The 2,364-nt window shown below is 59.9% G+C and carries 3 protein-coding genes; 2 read left to right on the forward strand and 1 reads right to left on the reverse strand.

The window, feature by feature from the left end; genetic code table 11:
• Positions 1-47: 47 nt before the first annotated feature.
• Positions 48-278, forward strand: a complete 231-nt coding sequence (locus I5W_RS24355; RefSeq protein WP_017455302.1) for a hypothetical protein — start codon at positions 48-50, stop codon at positions 276-278.
• A gap of 69 nt (positions 279-347) precedes the next feature.
• Here the strand turns inward: I5W_RS24355 and I5W_RS24360 are convergent, their stop codons facing one another.
• Positions 348-569, reverse strand: a complete 222-nt coding sequence (locus tag I5W_RS24360; RefSeq protein WP_017455301.1) for a hypothetical protein — start codon at positions 567-569, stop codon at positions 348-350.
• A 337-nt stretch (positions 570-906) separates the two neighbouring features.
• Between I5W_RS24360 and I5W_RS24365 the strand changes: the two genes are divergently transcribed.
• Positions 907-2,067 (forward strand): zinc-dependent alcohol dehydrogenase, encoded by a 1,161-nt coding sequence (locus I5W_RS24365; protein WP_044531186.1) that lies wholly within the window; start codon positions 907-909, stop codon positions 2,065-2,067.
• Positions 2,068-2,364: the final 297 nt, after the last annotated feature.

Here is a 2,364-nt window from a genome sequence, read left to right on the forward strand (position 1 = left end):
CAGATTAAATGTGAACAGGCCCTGGCCAGCACAACAGGGACAGCATAATGAAAAAGAAAGAAGCGCTGATTGAATCCGTGAACCGGCTCAAGGCCTCGCATGAACAGGCCGCCGGCATCCTGCAAGCCATCGTGCACGACGTGGTGCGGGTCAGCAAAGGCGGCAGCAACCTGCCCGAGCGCCGCGACTTTCGTCGCTATCGACGGGCGATCAAGGAATTGAAATTGCAGTGCCTGCAGGTGGAAATGATATTGGCCGAATTCGACCGGGAGGAGTGATCTCTACAGCAGATCAATCGACTTCGATCGATCTGCTATCGAGATGGTGTGGTCGCTCAGGAATCAGCGCTAGAGCTGCGGGCTGTTTTCACGCATGTCCTGGTCAGAATAATTGTCGCCTTGCGGCTTGTTGCGCGAGCCGTACTGATCACTGTCCCCAGGGGCATGGGTCTTGCCACTGTCGAGCATGTCGCGCTCATTGGTACCGCTGCGTGGATTGCCGGGCGAGTCCAGGTCTTGCGGGCCGGAGGTGTCGGGCGGGTGGGTGTGCTTGTTGAGGGCGTCGCTCATGAGGGGCTCCTTGAGGTTGTGGAGGGGCGGATGCATGGTCATCTGATCATGCAGCGGATCATGCTAGCCCGAGTGATGTCGCCTGTATGTCGGTCACTGGCTCGACACCGCGTGGACTGCACCGACATCCTTGCCGGAATCGACGCGTGCATGGCGCGTTGCCTCCCGCTCATCAAGACGGGCCGACGCCTCCGACAGCCTCTGCCCACAGGGCAAGTGGCGCCTCGCTGATGGTCGCACCCAGGGGGGCTGTTTAGTCTGGGACACGATGCAGGTGTTGACCTGTTCGCGTTGTCGTCACTCCCCTCCCATCGATCGCATTCCTCCAGGAGATACCATGCGTGCACTGCTCTATCATTCGGCCCACGACGTGCGGGTCGAATCCGTTCCCGACCCCATCATCCAGGAAGCCGACGACATCATCCTCAAGGTCAGCGCCACCGCCATCTGCGGTTCCGACCTGCACTTGTATCGCGGCAAGATTCCCGCCACCCAGGCCGGTGACATCCTCGGGCATGAATTCATGGGGGTGGTGGTGGAAGCCGGGCCGGCCGTCAAGCGCCTCAAGAAAGGTGACCGGGTGGTGGTCCCCTTCGTCATCGCCTGCGGCCAGTGCTTCTTCTGCGACCAGCATCTCTACGCGGCCTGCGAGACCACTAATCCCGAGCGCGGCGCCATCATCAATGGCAAGGGCATCCGTTCCGGCGCGGCCATGTTCGGCTATAGCCATCTGTATGGTGGAATGCCGGGCGGCCAGGCGCAGTACGTGCGGGTGCCCAAGGCCGATGTAGGACCGATCCGCATCGACTCGGCGCTGGCCGATGAGCAGGTGCTATTCCTGAGCGATATCCTGCCCACCGGTTACCAGGCGGTGAAGAATGCCGGCGTGCGCGAAGGCAGCAGCGTGGCCATCTACGGCGCCGGGCCGGTGGGCCAGATGGCGGCTGCTTGCGCGCGGATGCTGGGGGCGGAAAAGATCTTCATGGTGGACCACCATGATTACCGGCTGCGCTTCGCAGTGGAGCAGTATGACGTGCTGCCGGTGAACTTCGATCAGGTCGATCCGGGTGAATACATCATCGCCAATACCGCCGGCCGCGGGGTGGATGCGGTGATCGATGCAGTCGGTTTCGAAGCCAAGGGCAGTGTGCTGGAGACGGCGATGACCAACCTCAAGCTCGAAGGCAGTAGCGGTCAGGCGCTGCGCCACTGCATCGCCTCGGTGCGGCGCGGCGGTACCCTCAGCGTGCCGGGGGTGTATGCCGGTTTCATCCACGGCTTCCTGTTCGGTGACATTTTCGAGAAGGGGCTCACCGTCAAGACCGGCCAGACCCACGTGCAACATTACATGCCCGAACTGCTGGCCAGCATCGAGGATGGCTGGCTGCGCCCGGAAGCCATCATTACCCACCGCCTGCCGTTGGAAGAGGCGGCGCAGGGGTACCGGATCTTCAATGAAAAGCAGGAGGAATGCCGCAAGGTGGTCCTGACGGCATGAGTGAACCAAGGCAGTACGTGCTGTCCTTTTGCCCGCTACCTGGGCGTACCAAGCCACCTTTCGGGGTGGCTTTTGCATGGGATTAGGGGGATGCGGATTGTGACCAGAAAATGAATGCGATTGTGATGTGATGCATAAACGACAATGTGCCAAGATTCCTTTGCTGGTCTGACCTTTGTGTGCGTAAATACCCGTCGATATGTGAAAAATGTGAATAAACGACCAGTACGGCCGTGCACTTTCTGCATATTTCTTATTTTTATGCAGTTCGTATTCACGGGGAAAGTAGATGAAGGG

This window comes from Herbaspirillum sp. B65, from assembly GCF_000333555.1.
GTDB lineage: Bacteria > Pseudomonadota > Gammaproteobacteria > Burkholderiales > Burkholderiaceae_D > Herbaspirillum > Herbaspirillum rubrisubalbicans.